Source organism: Kribbella sp. NPDC005582 (genome assembly GCF_040605415.1).
Lineage (GTDB): Bacteria > Actinomycetota > Actinomycetes > Propionibacteriales > Kribbellaceae > Kribbella.
Genome location: NZ_JBEXCU010000006.1, coordinates 183,568 through 199,019, shown reverse-complemented (window position 1 = coordinate 199,019; position 15,452 = coordinate 183,568). Strand labels below are relative to the sequence as shown.

13 protein-coding genes and 1 pseudogene are annotated in these 15,452 nt (G+C 68.1%); 6 read left to right on the top strand and 8 right to left on the bottom strand.

Features of this window, described 5'->3' with window-relative positions; translation table 11 throughout:
- Positions 1-8: 8 nt before the first annotated feature.
- Entirely contained in the window at positions 9-626 is a 618-nt protein-coding gene (gene coaE / locus ABZS29_RS30245) for a dephospho-CoA kinase (RefSeq protein ID WP_355466970.1), read from the bottom strand.
- A gap of 71 nt (positions 627-697) precedes the next feature.
- Between coaE and ABZS29_RS30240 the strand changes: the two genes are divergently transcribed.
- On the top strand, positions 698-1,276 hold the full coding sequence (locus tag ABZS29_RS30240; protein WP_355466968.1) for a hypothetical protein: 579 nt from the start codon (positions 698-700) through the stop codon (positions 1,274-1,276).
- Between the two features lie 61 nt (positions 1,277-1,337).
- Here ABZS29_RS30240 and rpsA read toward each other — a convergent pair whose 3' ends face one another.
- From rpsA to ABZS29_RS30225, 3 genes are all read right to left on the bottom strand, one after another.
- Positions 1,338-2,834: a 30S ribosomal protein S1 gene (gene rpsA / locus ABZS29_RS30235; protein ID WP_355466966.1), complete on the bottom strand. Its 1,497-nt coding sequence runs from the start codon at positions 2,832-2,834 to the stop codon at positions 1,338-1,340.
- A gap of 251 nt (positions 2,835-3,085) precedes the next feature.
- Entirely contained in the window at positions 3,086-3,943 is an 858-nt protein-coding gene (locus ABZS29_RS30230; RefSeq protein ID WP_355466964.1) for a phosphotransferase, read from the bottom strand.
- Positions 3,931-4,827, bottom strand: coding sequence for an SGNH/GDSL hydrolase family protein (locus ABZS29_RS30225; protein WP_355466962.1), 897 nt, complete (start codon positions 4,825-4,827; stop codon positions 3,931-3,933). The genes ABZS29_RS30230 and ABZS29_RS30225 overlap by 13 nt, the downstream gene beginning before the upstream one ends.
- A 91-nt stretch (positions 4,828-4,918) precedes the next feature.
- Between ABZS29_RS30225 and ABZS29_RS30220 the strand changes: the two genes are divergently transcribed.
- From ABZS29_RS30220 to ABZS29_RS30205, 4 genes are read left to right on the top strand one after another with little or no spacing between them, the layout of a single operon-like run.
- Entirely contained in the window at positions 4,919-5,488 is a 570-nt protein-coding gene (locus ABZS29_RS30220) for a TetR/AcrR family transcriptional regulator (RefSeq protein ID WP_355466960.1), read from the top strand.
- Entirely contained in the window at positions 5,485-6,000 is a 516-nt protein-coding gene (locus tag ABZS29_RS30215) for an SRPBCC domain-containing protein (RefSeq protein ID WP_355466958.1), read from the top strand. Before ABZS29_RS30220 ends, ABZS29_RS30215 begins: the two co-directional genes overlap by 4 nt.
- A 10-nt stretch (positions 6,001-6,010) precedes the next feature.
- Positions 6,011-6,811, top strand: coding sequence for a class I SAM-dependent methyltransferase (locus ABZS29_RS30210; RefSeq protein ID WP_355466956.1), 801 nt, complete (start codon positions 6,011-6,013; stop codon positions 6,809-6,811).
- Complete coding sequence (locus ABZS29_RS30205) at positions 6,808-7,971, top strand: acyltransferase (RefSeq protein ID WP_355466954.1); 1,164 nt, start codon at positions 6,808-6,810, stop codon at positions 7,969-7,971. Before ABZS29_RS30210 ends, ABZS29_RS30205 begins: the two co-directional genes overlap by 4 nt.
- 1,138 nt (positions 7,972-9,109) lie before the next feature.
- On the opposite strand, the pseudogene ABZS29_RS30200 reads toward ABZS29_RS30205, so the two are convergent.
- Positions 9,110-10,324, bottom strand: a pseudogene (locus tag ABZS29_RS30200) (alpha-(1->3)-arabinofuranosyltransferase family protein); the annotation flags it as partial.
- Positions 10,325-10,457: 133 nt separating this feature from the next.
- On the opposite strand from ABZS29_RS30200, the gene ABZS29_RS30195 reads away from it, so the two are divergent.
- Entirely contained in the window at positions 10,458-11,726 is a 1,269-nt protein-coding gene (locus ABZS29_RS30195) for a polysaccharide biosynthesis protein (protein WP_355466952.1), read from the top strand.
- Here ABZS29_RS30195 and ABZS29_RS30190 read toward each other — a convergent pair.
- The 3 genes from ABZS29_RS30190 to ABZS29_RS30180 are packed head-to-tail and all read right to left on the bottom strand — an operon-like array spanning position 11,712 to position 15,347.
- A complete protein-coding gene (locus ABZS29_RS30190) occupies positions 11,712-12,686 on the bottom strand; it encodes an ABC transporter permease subunit (RefSeq protein ID WP_355466951.1) in 975 nt (324 codons plus the stop codon). The two genes, ABZS29_RS30195 and ABZS29_RS30190, sit on opposite strands and share 15 nt — an antisense overlap.
- A gap of 4 nt (positions 12,687-12,690) precedes the next feature.
- The gene (locus ABZS29_RS30185; protein WP_355466949.1) at positions 12,691-13,611 is read right to left on the bottom strand and encodes a carbohydrate ABC transporter permease; all 921 of its coding nucleotides are present in this window, start codon (positions 13,609-13,611) and stop codon (positions 12,691-12,693) included.
- Positions 13,611-15,347: an extracellular solute-binding protein gene (locus ABZS29_RS30180; protein ID WP_355466947.1), complete on the bottom strand. Its 1,737-nt coding sequence runs from the start codon at positions 15,345-15,347 to the stop codon at positions 13,611-13,613. Before ABZS29_RS30180 ends, ABZS29_RS30185 begins: the two co-directional genes overlap by 1 nt.
- Positions 15,348-15,452: the final 105 nt, after the last annotated feature.

The following is a 15,452-nucleotide window of genomic DNA, read 5'->3' as shown; positions in this document are numbered from 1 at the left end:
CGCAGGGGTCACGCTTTCGTGTCCGGACCGTGCCCTGCGCGCTGCCGCAGAGTGGCCCACACCTCATCCAGCCGGGCATCCAGCTCGGCCAGCGTTCCGGCGTTCTCGACCACCACGTCCGCGACGGCCAGGCGCTGCTCGCGCGTGGCCTGGCTGGCGATCCGCTGCTCCGCCTCGGCGGCCGCCATCTTTCGTTGCCCGGTCAGCCTGTCCAGCTGGATGTCAGCCGGTACGTCGACCACCAGCACCACGTCGAATGTGCCGGCCTGACCGGTCTCGACCAGCAACGGAATGTCGTGCACCACGATCGCGTCGTCCGTCGCCGCCGCCTCGATCTCGGCGGCCCGCGCGCGCACGCGCGGATGGATGATCGCCTCCAGCCGGCGCCGAGCGTCGGCATCACCGAAGACGATCCGCCCGACCGCGGGCCGATCCATCTCGCCCTCGGCGGTCAGCACCTCGGTCCCGAACGCGGCCACCACCTCGGCCAGCCCGTCGGTCCCCTTGGCCACCACTTCGCGCGCCAGCACGTCGGAATCGATCACGATCGCACCCCGCGCCGCCAGCCGCGACGACACCGCACTCTTGCCGGATCCGATTCCGCCGGTCAGTCCAACTCGTAGCACGGGACCTACTATGGCTTATGGGGTGGAGACGACGACGCAAGGACCTCCGAGAGCTGGAACACGTTCGCCTGATGGCGGAAGAGGACGCCATTGTGTTCGGCGAGGAACTGACGCGGTTCGGCGACGCTCACGAACTCGATGCTGATGCCCGGCACGACTATCAGACCGCCTTGGATGCTTACGAAAGCGCCAAGCGGCTCGTCGACAAGCTGCGGACCGTCGAGTCGATCAGCGCAGTGATCGACACGTTGACCGCCGGCCGCTACGCGCTGGCCTGTGCGCGGGCCCGGGTTGACGGGCTTCCACTGCCAGAGCGCCGTACGCCGTGCTTCTTCAACCCGCAGCACGGACCGGCAACGGGAGACGTGGTGTGGACGCCGCGCAGCGGACCGACGCGCAAGGTCCCGGCCTGCGCGCAGGATGCCGCGCGGATCAAGGCCGGTGAGGATCCGCCGGTGCGCATGATCAGGTACGGCGAGCAGCAGGTGCCGGCGTGGGAGGCGGGTGCGCCGAACGAGCCGTACCGGATCGGCTTCTTCACGTCGAGCAGCGCCCGGGCCGTGGTGATCGAGCTGAAGACGCGGCTGAAGGGCGAAGGCGGCGGCGACTGGGGCAACGGCTTCAGCAACTCCAACCGCCGCGGTCCATAACGTGCGAGACCCCCGCACCCCAAGGGGATGCGGGGGTCTCGGCAGAACTACCGAGAGATGATCAGCCCTGGCCGGTCAGCTTCTCACGCAGTGCCTGAAGCGCCTCGTCGGAAGCGAGCGCACCCTCGGCGGGAGCGTCGTCCTTCGGAGCGGCGCTGGTGCTGCCACCGGTGGCCGAGGAGTACGTGGAGGCCTCGCCGGCCTCGACGTCCGCCGTCTTGGCGTCCTCGATCTGCTTCTTGTGGGCCTCCCAGCGCGTGTGGGCCTCGGCGTACTGCCGCTCCCACTCCTCACGCTGAGCATCGAAGCCCTCGAGCCACTCGCCCGTCTCCGGGTCGAAGCCGTCGGGGTAGATGTAGTTGCCCTGCTCGTCGTACGTCGCCGCCATGCCGTAGAGCGTGGGGTCGAAGTCGTCGGAGACCGGGTCGACACCCTCGTTGGCCTGCTTCAGCGACAGCGAGATCCGGCGCCGCTCGAGGTCGATGTCGATGATCTTGACCATCACGTCGTCGTTCACCTGAACGACCTGCTCCGGGATCTCGACGTGACGCTCGGCCAGCTCGGAGATGTGCACCAGACCCTCGATGCCCTCCTCCACGCGGACGAACGCACCGAACGGAACCAGCTTGGTGACCTTGCCGGGCACGATCTGGCCCATCTGGTGGGTCCGGGCGAACTGCTGCCACGGGTCTTCCTGGGTCGCCTTCAGCGACAGCGAGACGCGCTCGCGGTCCATGTCGACGTCCAGCACCTCGACGGTGACCTCCTGGCCGACCTCGACGACCTCGGTCGGGTGGTCGATGTGCTTCCAGGACAGCTCCGAGACGTGCACCAGACCGTCGACGCCGCCGAGGTCCACGAACGCACCGAAGTTGACGATCGAGGAGACGACACCCTTGCGGATCTGGCCCTTCTGCAGCTGGGTGAGGAAGTTCATCCGCACCTCGGACTGCGTCTGCTCGAGCCAGGCGCGACGCGACAGGACCACGTTGTTGCGGTTCTTGTCGAGCTCGATGATCTTGGCCTCGATCTCCTGGCCGACGTACGGCTGGAGGTCGCGGACGCGACGCATCTCGACGAGCGAGGCCGGCAGGAAGCCACGGAGGCCGATGTCCAGGATGAGACCACCCTTGACGACCTCGATGACGGTACCGGTGACGACGCCGTCTTCTTCCTTTATCTTCTCGATCGTGCCCCAGGCCTTCTCGTACTGGGCGCGCTTCTTCGAGAGGATCAGGCGGCCTTCTTTGTCCTCCTTCTGGAGAACCAGGGCCTCGACGTGGTCGCCGACGTTGACGACCTCGTTCGGGTCGACGTCGTGCTTGATCGACAGCTCGCGGGAGGGGATCACGCCTTCGGTCTTGTAACCGATGTCGAGGAGGACCTCGTCCCGGTCGACCTTGACGATGGTGCCCTCAACGATGTCGCCGTCGTTGAAGTACTTGATGGTCAGATCGATCGCCGCGAGGAAGTCTTCCTCCGACCCGATGTCATTGACCGCTACCTGCGGGGTGCTGCGAACTGCGGGGTCGAGAGGTGCCTCGATGCTGGCCGTCATGTGGTGGGTTGCTCCGTGGACTGGTGGTCTCGTCAGGTTGCGTCATGAGCCGTTGGATCGCATCACACCGCTGGACTGCCTGAAGAGCACAGATTCACCACCGACAAGCTGCGAGCACGAGCCTGCTCCGTCCGAGGTCGCGCAGGCTCATAGCGCATCTCACAGAATACCGGTCTTGACGGAGGCAACACAACCTGGGGCACCCGGTAGGCACCGGCTGCCCGCCGAGGTGTCCCGACGTGCCACTCAGCTCAATCTACGACGTCCAGGTCAGGACGGCCGCCGGAGAGCTCTCGCGTGTCCGCCATCCGGGCGACGAGCGCCGCCGCGGCGGCCGCCACCGGGTTCTGATCGGCCCGGGCGGCGAGGTCGAGCAGCGCCCACAGATCAGCCGCCCGGCCGCGCTCCACGAGCGGTCCGGGCAGCCTCGGCCGCAGGACATCCAGTACGGCGCCCGCCAGCACCGGGTCGGTCTCGAACCGCAGGAGGTTACCGAGATCGGCGTACGGCGATCCGGCGTGCGCGAACTCCCAGTCGATCAGCCCGGTGATGCGAACCGTCTCGGGGTCGATCAGCAGGTTCTTGGGGTTGAAATCGCTGTGCACCAGACAGAACCGATCGACGTCGGCCAGCAGGCCCTCGGCCTGGTCCACGATCTCCCACGGGATCTGCAGGCCCAGCTCGGCGGCGAACTGCTCCAGGTCACCAACACCGAACGGCTCGACCGTCAGGTCGCCGCCGCGGAACAGGCCGGCGGTCAGGTACGGCATCCCGCTCAGCCGGGCCAGCAGCTCCCCGAGCTGCGCTCCGACCTTCCGCCGCTCGTCGGGACCGGCCGTCTCCAGGAAGGCCTGCAGGTTCACGCCGGGCAACCGCTCCATCAACAGGTACGGCGGGTCCTCGAACGACCCCTCGCGCTTGAGGTCGAGCACCCGCGGCACCGGCAGCAGTCCACGAACGAGCTGCAGCAGTGCCGCGTCGACGACCGCACGGTCAGGGTCCTTCACGTACAACTTCAGTACGGCGTCCTCGCCGCCTGCCGTCACCGCGAAGGTCTGACCGCCGTACCCACCGGCCAGCGGAACTGCGCTTGCTTCTAGTCCTTCCACCCACCTGATCCTGCCATCGCCGCCCGGACGGCCGGTACGGCGTTGCGCAGGCCGGCGGCGTTCGGGTGCAGCGGGACCAGGCCGTTCGTCGTCACACTCGGGATCAGCCCTTCGATCCACCGCGTCCCGGCGGGCTTGCACATGTCGTGACCGACGCTCGGCGTGGCCAGGTCGACGTACGTCGCGCCGTGCGCGCTCGCTTGTTGCGCCATCCGCAGGTTGAGCCGGGTCAGCGCCGCCTGTAGGTAGTCGGCATCGGTGGGCCAGACCGGCACGACCGGCCAGCAACCGCCCTTCCTGATGCCGGTCGGGTAGCCGACCATCAGGATCTTCGCGTGCGGCGCCCGCTGCCGGATCTGCTCGATCACGGTGCCGTAGGTCGGGGCGAACGCGTCGATCTTCTGCGCCAGCTTGTCCACGCCACCCGAGGTGTTGGTCGCCTTGCAGGACGTTCCGACGCCTGGCGGCAGCAGGTTCACGCACGAGAACGCCAGTCCGACCAGGCCGATGTCGTTGCCGCCGATCCCGACCGAGACCACGGTGGTGTCCGCGCTCAAGGCGTCGTACTGGGGTGCGGCCTGGCCGAGGACGATGCCGGGCTGGGGGTTCGCGAAGTGCGTCGTCGTCGCGCCTCCGCAGGTGACGTCGCGAAACTTCGCTGGCTTCAGCTCCGCGGCGATCAAAGAGGCGTAGTTGACCGCGGACCGCGCGCAGGTCAGCACCTCCTTGGCCGGCAGCACGAGCGATCCGGCGGCGAACGAGTCGCCCATCGCGACGTACACCATCGGCGCCTCGGAAGCCGACGCCTGAGCAGGAATGAGGGCCCCGGCGAGCAGGCCTGTCGCGGCCAGCGCCGCCACCGTTCGCGCACGTAGTGAGTTCATCTGCATACCGTTAGTAGTGACGAGAGTTCATCTTTTGGCAAGAGCTCGGAACCGTTTGCCTCATTTACGAAACTGCAGTAGCGTAAATGGCATGGCGCAGCGAGGACGTCCCCGGGACACCGCGATCGAAGGCAGGCTGCTGGCCGCCGCGGCCGAAGAGCTGCGGCACGGCGGGTACGACGGACTGTCGATCGACCGGGTCGCGGACCGGGCCGGCGTCGCCAAGACCACGCTGTACCGGCGCTGGGCCTCGAAGGCCGAGCTCGTGGTCGCGCTGATCGGCGCCATGCGCGAGGAGGTTCCGTTCGAGCCGTCCGGCGATCCGCGGGCCGACCTGACTCGTCTGGTCAGCACGATCGCCGCCGGACTGGCCTCGACGCCGACCAGCCTGGTCGCCGACCTGGCGGCCGCGGCGGCCCGTGATCCACGCGTCGGCGAGAGCGTCCGTGCGCTCTGGTCGGAGCGCCATCGAGCCGTCACCGCTGTCGTCGCGAAGGCGCAGCAGGCCGGAGTGGTGCTCGACCACGTCGCACCGGCCGTGCTGGTCGACCAATTGGTCGGCCCGCTCTACTACCGGCTCCTCGTCACCGGTGAGCCATTAACCCCTGACTACGCCCGGACGCTCGTCGTGAGCGTCCTAGGACCTGAGGAGTCCCTATGAAACGCCGCCTGCTGATCGGCCTCGGCGCCTTCGTCCTGCTGCTCGTCGGCTACACCACCTACTCGATCGTCCGGCCGACGACGCTGCGCACCGAGATCGAGATCAACGCCTCCCCCGACCAGGTCTGGACGGTGCTGACCGACCGCGCGAACTACCCGGCCTGGAACCCGTTCATCGTCTCCTCGACCGGCGAGCTCACCGTCGGCGCGAAGATCACCAACGTCCTGCGCGACACCAAGGGTGCGGAGACGACCTTCACGCCGAAGCTGCTGGCCGTGCAGCCCGGCCGTGAGCTGCGCTGGATCGGCCGGCTCGGGTTCGGCGGCGTCTTCGACGGCGAGCACAGCTTCCGGATCGAGGCCCTGCCGGACGGCCGGTCCAAGCTGATCCAGGAAGAGGTCTTCCGCGGCGCGGTGGTTCCGTTCACCGCCGGGATGCTGCGCGACACGATCGAGCCACAGTTCCGCGCGATGAACCAGGCGATCGCGACGCGGGCGGCCACCGCTCGCTAGGGTGACCGGCGTGGTTGAGCCGCAACGTATTGAGCTGACCGAGGCCGAGAGCTCGCAGGCCAGCCGCACCTACTGGAACTCCGCCGCCGCCGAGTACCTCACCGACCATGGCGAGTTCCTCGGCGACGACCGGTTCATCTGGGGTCCCGAAGGCGTCGACGAGGAGAGCGCCCAGCTGCTCGGACCGGTCCGCGGCAAGCGCATCCTCGAGGTCGGCTGCGGCGCGGCCCAGTGCTCGCGCTGGCTCGTCGGTCAGGGCGCGGATGTCGCTGCCTTCGACATCTCGCTGGAGCAACTGCGGATCTCCCGGCAGCTCGACGCCCGCACCGGTACAGCCGTCCGGACAGTCGCCGCGGACGCGACCGCGCTTCCTTATCCGAGCAACACGTTCGACATCGTCTGCTCGGCCTTCGGCGCGCTGCCGTTCGTGGCCGACGCCGGGACCGCGCTGCGCGAGATCGCCCGGACGCTCAAGCCTGGTGGGTTGCTGGTCTTCTCGGTGACCCACCCGTTCCGCTGGACGATGCCGGACGATCCGTCCGCCGCCGGTCTGCGGATCGACAAGTCCTACTTCGACCGCACGCCGTACGTCGAGGTCGACGACGCCGGTACGCCGATCTACGTCGAACACCACCGCACGATCGGCGACTGGATCCGCGCGCTGACCGAGTCCGGCTTCGCCATCGACGACCTGTTCGAGCCGGAGTGGCCGGCCGGTCACACGCTCGTCTGGGGTGGCTGGGGACCGCATCGCGGCCGCTACGTCCCCGGTACGGCGATCTGGTCGGCCCGCAAGGAGGGGTTGGGATGACGCGGCACAGGTTTCCCGCACTGGACGGTCTGCGTGTTCTGGCCGCGCTGGCGATGCTGACCGCACAGGTCGCCCTGCACAGTGACGCCGGTGCCCTCTCCGGTCTGCTGTCCCGGCTGGACGTTGGCGCCGCGGTGTTCTGCGCGATCTCCGGCTTCCTGCTCTACCGGCCGCATGTGGTCGCGTGGTTCGAAGGCACCACACCACCTTTGACACTGCCGTACCTGCGCAACCGGGCGCTGCGGATCGTGCCTGTGCTGTGGGTCGCCGTACTGCTGGCTGTGGTGCTGCTGCACTCGGCGGACTGGTTGACCTACCTGCAGCACGCCACCCTCACCCAGGTCTACTTCGAAGGCGAGCCCGCTGCCGGTCTGACGCAGCTGTGGCGCCTGTCGGCGATAGCTGCGTTCTACGTGCTGCTGCCGGCACTGGCGAAGCTTCTGACCGGATACGAGCGTCCAACTCGACGCAGTGTCCGCTGGCGGCTCAGTGTCCTCGCGGCGCTGACCGTGGTCGGCCCGGCCTGGCTAACTGTGATGACCGCGACGCATCACCCGAACGCCGGCCTCTGGCTGCCCGGCTACATCGGCTGGTTCGCCGTCGGCATGGGCTTGGCGCTCTGGCAGGTCGCCCGCAGTACCGGCCGGCTCGGCGCCTCGGCACTGGACATCCTCACCAAGATCCCCGGAACGGTCTGGGGTATCGCCGCCGCGCTCTTGCTGCTCGCCGCGACCCCGCTAGCCGGTCCGTACGACTTGGCGACCGCCACACCCGGGCAGGCTGCGGTCAAGAGCTTGCTCTACACAGCTATCGCAGCGTGTGTGCTGTTCCCGGCGTTGGCGCCCAGCGAACGCACCGCTCAGTACCTGGGTGGCAGACCGGCTCGACTGGCCAGCAACCTCACGTACGGCGTCTTCGCCTACCAGGTCGTCGCGCTGACACTGCTAGCGCGCATCAGCACGCAGTTCGTGTTTCTGTTCGCTACGACGCTGGTCGCGTCCATCGGGCTCGCTGCAGCCAGCTTCTACACCATGGAGCGGCCTTTAGCTGGTGTCCGGAGCGGCGGGTCCGGCGCCGGTAGAACAGCGCCATCGCCATCACCGCAAGCACTGCAAGCGAGCCGACCAGGAGGCCGGCCCGATACGCCCGGTCCGGCATGAAGCGTGCGTTGACCAACTGCTCTTCGCCTGCGGGCAGCACCCAGCCCTGCTGCCACCCGGCGACGCGGATCGGCGCCAGCTTGCGCCCGCTGCCGTCGTACGCGACCCAGCCCTTGCTGTAGTTCTGCGCGACGGTCACCACCGACTGCTTGCTCGAGGCGGGGACCTCGAGGGTCAGCGCGGCCGGGTTCGACCGCCACACGTTGACACCCTGCACCGGAGTGACGGAGACGTCGCCGAAGCCTGCCTTCGTCAGCGTGGCCTCGGTCGGGACCAGACCGCCGTTCGTCAGCACATCGACCTCGTGCCGGCCGGCCTGCAGGACGACGGGACCTGAGTCGCAGCTGGTGAAGCTGACCGGTCGCCGCTGCAAGAGGTCCCGCATCGTGGCGGTCACTCGGGTCATGGTCGGCTTGCCGTCCACCTTGACGACCGGTCCGGAGCCACAGGACTCCCCCACCCCGGAGTCCAGTCGCAGAGCCTGCCGCAGTTCGTCGGCGCCGACCACGCGGATCTCCGAGACCGCTACCGGGTTCACGAACCGCACCTCAACGGTTCGTGCGAGCTGCTCTCCGAACCGCACATAACCGTCTGCATCGAGCTTGTGAGCCGTGGCCGGACCGCCGTCGAGGCTGAGCGTGACCTCTGTGGGCGCTCCTGATGCGAGCGCCGAATCAGTCCGGAACTGCAGACCGCTGAGCTTCCGGGCGGTCGGCAAGGTCAGGGTGAGACTCGGGTCGCGGTCGGCAGCGTCTGCGACCCAAGTGGTGGTGATGTCCTGGTCGACGACCGCAGCCGGCCGTCCTTCAGGCGCTGCGACTGCACGCGACGAGGCGCTGACCCCGATCGGGCCTGACAACAGCCGCTCGAGCGCAGGTCCGTCCTGCGGCAGCGCCATACCCTTCAACTCGTACGACGCGGTCTGCGGCAGGTCCACGGTCCGCAGCAGCCCACCCGGTTCGTCGGCGTCGCGCGCCGTACTCGGCCGGCACTGCGACCGACTGGCCACATGCAGGCAGGCGGAGCGTCCGATCTGCGGGTTCCTGAACACGAGAGCACTCGGCTGTCGGCCCGCGGGCGGCAGCTCCACGCGCTCGGCCCGGCTCCCCGCCGGCTGGTCCACGCCGAGCTGTCGACGCTCCAGCCCGTCGGTCTGGATCAACGGCAGCAGTCCCTGCCCGCTGCTCACATCGGCGGCGGTGACTGCCTCCCGGTCACCACCCAGCGCCGAGAGCACAGCCGGTACGTCGCTTGTGGCCCCACGCACCTCGACGAAACGCGACTCCGGAATCAGCCGGGCGACGTTCGCGCTGCCGACGTCGTAGATCTCCACACTGGGGTACTCGCCGACCGTCGGACCAAAGTGCGCGACACGCTTCAGTCCTGCCTCGTCCAGCGTCTCGTGGACCGCGGCAGCAGGCGGTACGTCGGCCGCCCGGTCATTGCGAAGGACGACGTACCGGACGCCGGCGTGGGCGAGGGCCTGCGGCAGCGTGCGGTCGCCGACGCCGGATGCGAGGCGGCGCTCGATCTCATCGTCCAGCCAGCTCGGATGCGCGGTCGGGAGGACGAGCACGTTGCCGCTCGTGTTCTGCTTGTCGACCCACGGACGCCACTGCGCGGCGTCCAGGTCATCTGTCTCGCCCCGAGGCTGCGCCAGCGCGGCCGAGCGATCCGCCGGGGTGCCGTAGTGGAAGACCAGTAGTAGCGGTACGAGCCACCAGACCGACACGGCCAGTACGCAGCCGATCCAGCCCGCGGCGACCTTGAGCGTCCAGCGATCACGACGCCGCGTGAGCAACCAGACGATCGGCAGGATGAGCGTCAGTCCGGCGGCCAGTGGGTCCGCACCGCCGATCAGTGCGAACGCCATGGCCGACCAGCCGACGCGCCACCAGCCGGACCGCGCCCGCGGCGTCACCAGCGGCAGTAGCACCCAGGGGGCCATGGCCAGCGGCCAGACCTCCGCCGAGCTGATCGACATCCCGCTGAGGAGCAGCGGGCTGGCGCCGTACAGGAGTGCGACCGCGAAGCGGGTCCAGGGCACGCCGTACCGCCAGGCGTTGGCCAGCTTCCAGACGCCGAGGAACGCAACGCACAGCACCACGCACCACCAGAGGCGTTGCGCCACCCACTCGGGCATCGACAGCGCGTGCATCAGCCACTGGAACGGGCCGATCGGCAGCAGGTAGCCGAAGGACTGGCTCTGCAGTTGTCCCAGCGCGCTGTCCGGGTCCCACAGGTGCAGGGAACCCCGCAGCAACGCACTCGGATCGTCGAGCCGCGAGCCGGGCGCGACCGGTCCCGGCGCCCGCTGAAAACAAAGTGCCGACAGCAACAGACAGCCCAGCACGAGCCTCGCTCGCCAGACCACCTGCTCGGACGTTCCTGCCTTCAGCACAGGCGGACCTTAACGGATCACGAGCGCGCAATCGCCGGGCGTGGCCATAGTGATATCGAACTCCCAGCGCCGTACGGTGAACGCGATGAATTCCGTCACAGAGCCGCGGCTCAGCTTCCTGCGCAGTGCCACCGTGGTCGCGGTCGGCATGGCGATCATGAACGTCGCCGCCTACGGCTTCACGCTGATCGGGACGCACCGGCTCGTCCCGGAGCAGTTCGGGGCGATCACCGCACTGCTCGGGCTGCTGCTGATCGGCAATGTCGCGTCCCTCGGGCTCCAGGCCACCGGCGCGCGCCGGCTGGCCACGCACACCGACGACGGCTCGCTGGCGCACTCGATACTCCTGGCCGGACGCCGGACCGCGATTGCTTTGATGGTGCTCTGTCTGCTCGCGACGCCGCTCATCAGGTGGCTGCTGCACATCGACTCGGTGGTCGCCGTGCTCCTGCTCGCACCGACGCTCGGTGGGCTGACCCTGATGGGCGCCCAACTCGGCATCCTCCAGGGCACCCAGCGCTGGACCGCGCTGGCGTCGGTCTATACCTCGCTCGGACTCGCCCGACTGGTCCTCGGAGGCGGCGCACTCCTCGTGCATCCGTCACTCGAGTGGGCGATGGCCGGGCTCGCGCTGGCCGCCGTCGTACCTCCCGTCCTGGGCAGCCGCTATGTGCGGAAAGCCAGTGGCGGCACCCGTGCCCTCACCAACAGCCTCCTGCGGGAGACCGCGCACGGCACGCACACCCTGCTCGCGTTCTTCGTGATCGCGAACGCCGACGTACTGCTGGCGCGCAGCCTGCTCGACGGCCGGCACAGCGGCTACTACGCCGCCGGAGTGATCGTGGCGAAGGCCTGCCTGTTCCTCCCGCAGTTCGTGATCGTCATCGTCTTCCCGTCGCTCGCCAGCTCCCCCGGCGACACGGCCAAGCTCCGCCGCGCGATCCTCGCGGTGGCCGGGCTCGGCGTCTGCACAGTCGTCGGCACACTGGTCCTGCCGGACCTGGTCGTCACCGTCATCGGCGGCCCCGAGAAGTACTCCGCCCTCGGGCCCTACACCTGGATGTTCGCGATCGCCGGCTCGGCCTACGCCGTACTGCAGATGGTCGTGTACGCCGCCATCGCGCAACAGGAGAAGCGCGCCGCATTGGCGATCTGGGCCGGCCTGATGGTCCTCGCGGTGACCGCCGCACTCGTCCTCGCCGAAGGCATGACCGGCGTCAAAACCCTCGTGGCCCTGACCAGCGGCTGCGCGCTCGTCCTGTCGGTCGCCCTGGCCGCGGGCCTGCACCGCGGGCAGCGCCCGGCCGGCGTCCAGGAGACCGGCCAGGCGCTCACGCCCTCACCAGAGGCTTGATTTCGCGAACTTGCGGGCCAGGGTGTTGGCGAGGACCAGCAGCACCAGGCCGATGACGGATCGGAAGAGCCCGATCGCGGCGGCGTAGCTGAACTGCGGGACCTGGGAGGCGAAGCCGAGCTTGTAGACGTAGGTGTCGAGCACCTCCGACGTCTGCAGGTTCAGCGTGTTCTGCAGTAGCAGGACCTTTTCGAAGCCGGCGGTCATGATCGTGCCGATGTTGAGGATCATCAGGATCACCGCCACCGGCCGGATCGCCGGGAGGTCGATGTGCCAGACGCGGCGCAGCCTGGACGCGCCGTCGACGATCGCCGCCTCGTGCAGCTCCGGGGAGACGCTGGTCAGCGCGGCCAGGTAGATGATCGCCGAGAAGCCCATCGTCTGCCACGAGCTGGACCAGACGTACAGGTGCCGGAAGTAGTCCGGGTTGCTCAGTACGTCGATCGGCCCGGCCCCGAAGAGGCCGAGGAGCTGGGTCAGGACGCCGGTGTTCGGGTCGACGAGGACCACGATGATGCCGACCACGACCACGGTGGAGATGAAGTGCGGTGCGTAGGTGATCAGCTGCACGGAGCGGCGGTACCACTTGCGGCGGGCCATGTTCAGGCCGAGGGCGAGCAGGATCGGCGGCCAGAACGTGGCGAACAGCTCGTAGACCTGTAGCACCAGCGTGTTCTTGATCAGTCGCCCGAACTGGTACGACTCCACGAACCGCTCGAAGTGCTTGAACCCGACCCAGCGACTGCCCAGGATGCCGTCCACGACGTTGTAGTCCTTGAACGCGATGATCGCGCCGTACATCGGCCAGTAGGCGAAGATCGCCAGCCAGACCAGCGGAATCGCCAGCATCGCGTAGAGCTGCCAGTTGCGCCGCATCCGCGTCCCCAGCCCGACCGCCTGCTTCCGCGGCCGGGCACCGGCGCGGGCCGGCGTCCGTCGTACCAAGGTGTCGGTAGCCATGACGTCAACCCTTCAGTGAGCCGACCATGGCCCCCTTGACGAAGTGCTTCTGCACGAAGGGGTAGATCAGCAGTGGCGGAATGGTGGCGATCACGATCAGCGAGTACTTGAGCTGCTCCTGGAGTTCCTTCATCCGGATCAGCTCGGCGGTGTCGCGGACCTGGGACGGGTCGAACTGGTTCTGCAGCAGGATCTGGCGCAGCACCAGCTGCAGCGGGAACAGGTGCTCGTTGGTCAGGTAGATCAGCGCGCTGAACCACGAGTTCCACTGGGCGACGGCGTAGAAGAGCAGATTGACCGCGATGATCGGTTTGCTCAGCGGCAGTACGACGCGCCAGAAGAAGCCGAAGTCGGTGCAGCCGTCGACCTTCGCCGCCTCGACCAGCTCCTCGGGGATCGTGGACTGGAAGAAGGTCCGGGTGATGATCATGTTCCAGACCGCCAGCGCGGCCGGCAGGATGATCGCCCACCGCGTGTTCAGCAGGCCGAGCCGATCGACCACCAGGTACGACGGGATCAGGCCGCCGGAGAACATCATCGTGAAGACGAACAGCGCCATGATCAGGCCCTTGCCCGGCAATCCCTTGCGGGACAGCGGGTACGCCGCGAACAGGGTCAGCACCGTCGCGAGCAGCGCCCCGCCGACGGCGTAGAGGACGGAGTTCGAGAAGCCGCTGACGATCGAGTCGTAGTCGAAGACGGCCTTGAACGACTCGATGCTCAGGCCGACCGGCCAGAGCCAGACCTTGCCGGAGACAACGTTCTTCGGATCGCTCAGCGAGGCGCTCGCCACGTAGACGAGCGGGTAGAGGACGGCCAGCGTGAACAGGCCGAGCGCGGTGTAGTTGCAGATCATCACGATCCGGTCGGCCCGGGTCTCCTGCACCGGGGCGGGTGCGCTCACGGTCTCGGTTGCCACGGTCATCACCCCTGGTAGGTCTCGTAGGCGGCTTGCTGGATCTCCAGGTACGGATTCAGCCCGATCGCGGCGATCCGCGCCTTGTAGTCGTTCCACTGCCCGTCGTCGGACGGGTCGAGCCGGCCGGTGACGAACTTGGCCAGCGACGTGGTCACCTCGGTCTTGAGGTTCAGCCCGATCTCGGCGTCCAGCGCGGCCTGGTCGGCCTCGAGCGTGACCGGCGGGAACTGCTGCTCCATCGGCTGCCGGTGCGGGAACAGGTGGTCCCGGGTCTGCTCGTACAGCGGCGACTCGAACGTCGGCTTCTTCGGGTCCACCCGCTCGGCCAGGCGGAAATCGCCGGAGCGGTACATCACGCCGTACTGGTCCCAGGTCTTGCCCTTGGTCTCGTCGGTGTTCCACGAGTCCATGCCGTAGATCGACTGCTTGCCGTTGATGCCCTTGTCACCCTTGGCCGACCAGCGGAAGTCCGGGCCGGCGTACGAGCGCAGGATGACCTCGAGATCGAGCTGGTAGTCGGCCCAGCGGACCAGCAGGTCGGGGCGCCGGCACTTGCGCGTCACGACCAGGGTGGAGACCTCGAGGCCGACCTTGAGGTAGTCCCACGGCGCGACCTGTACGCCGTTCGGCCCCTTCAGCGGGTCCATCGTCTGGTACTGGTGCCAGCGCGCGTCGGGGTCGACAAGGTCGAGCGTCATCAGCGTGCCCCAGTAGTACACGCGGGCGCCGCCGAGGACCGGCGTACCGGGGTTGTCGCCGTACCGCTTGATCTGGTCCTCGGTCGCGGTGAAGATGTCGCGCGCCAGCAGGCCGTCGGCGTACAGGCCGTGCAGGTACTTCAGGCCCTCGCGCCACTCGTCCTTGACGTAGTTGGCCTCGACCTTGCCGTCGTTGACGGCCAGCCACGGGTCGCCTGCGTTGTAGAGGAACGAGTTCATGAAGAACGTGTCCAGCGGCGCGTCCTTGTAGCCGCCGAACGGGATCGTCTTGCCACCGCCGGCGAGGTCGGCCTTCTTGAACGCCTGCAGTACTTCGCGGAATTCATCGGTGGTCTGTGGCATCGCGAGCCCGACCTTGCGCAGCCACTCGGTGTTCAGCAGGGCGCGGCCGTTGGAGGCGCGGCAGTGGTAGCAGTCGTTGATGTCGGGGAAGCTGTAGATGCCGCGGTCCGGCGAGACCATCAGCTTCGGCGCTTCCGGGTAGTCCTTCATCGCGAGCTGGAGGTTCGGCGCGTAGCGCTCCAGGTACGGATTGAGGTCGACGAAGAGGTTCTGGGTTCCGTACAGGTAGAGCTGCGAGCGGGTGAAGGTGATGCCGAGGAACGCGTCCGGGATGTCACCGGCCGCCATCATCGCGTTGATCTTCGTCATCGTCTCCGGGTCGTTGCCCTTGCCGGCCACCTGCCGCCACTGGATCCGGATCCCGGTCTGCTGCTCCATCCAGCGGGTGAACTCGTTCGTCGACCAGTCACCGACCGTCAGGCTCTGCGGAACCACGACGGTGAACGTCACCGGTTCCTTCACGATCGTCTGCTGCCGCCGCGCCTTCGGCCCGACGTACCCGGGCGGGTAGTTCACGCCGGACTTCAGCGGCGCCGGCTCCACGGGCGGCTGGGTCAGGCTCTCCGGCGCGGCGCCCGCCTCCGCCGTACCGGAACTGCACCCGCTCAGCAGGCCACTGCCACCTGCCGCGGCGATCCCCAGAGCCCCCGCGACGAACGACCTTCGCTTCACTGTGCGCATCCCGCCTCCCACTACGGATTGTGAGATATCCGATAGGATCTACGATTGGATGCCCCGCAGGATGGCAGAGATCGGATCTGTCCGAAAGGGGTGAGCGGGCACCGG